Source organism: Anoxybacillus sp. LAT27 (genome assembly GCF_022030075.1).
GTDB classification, from domain to species: Bacteria; Bacillota; Bacilli; order Bacillales; family Anoxybacillaceae; genus Anoxybacillus; species Anoxybacillus kestanbolensis.
Genome location: NZ_JAIWYK010000323.1, coordinates 1 through 231, shown reverse-complemented (window position 1 = coordinate 231; position 231 = coordinate 1). Strand labels below are relative to the sequence as shown.

1 protein-coding gene and 1 pseudogene are annotated in these 231 nt (G+C 61.0%); both read right to left on the bottom strand.

Annotated elements, in window-relative coordinates:
- Positions 1 to 151: pseudogene (locus tag LD028_RS09650) on the bottom strand (phosphoribosylformylglycinamidine synthase I); the annotation flags it as partial.
- Positions 152 to 154: 3 nt separating this feature from the next.
- Positions 155 to 231, bottom strand: a 77-nt coding sequence (locus LD028_RS09645) for a phosphoribosylformylglycinamidine synthase subunit PurS (protein WP_255721577.1), incomplete at its 5' end; no start/stop codon positions are given.

The window sequence follows — 231 nt, the reverse complement described above, 5'->3', positions numbered from 1 at the left end:
AGCCGCCCGGCAGCAGGATGACATCGTAGGCGGAGAGGTCGGTCTGGGCGTGCCAGACGTAGTCCACCGGCACTCCCATCACGTCTTCAACGGCGTTGTACAAGTCGATGTCGGCGTTGGACCCGGGAAAGACGATTACGGCTACTCGCATGGCTCAGCCCTCCACGATGTCGAAGCGGTAGTCTTCAATCACGGTGTTGGCCAGCAGTTTTTCGCACATCGCGCGGACGC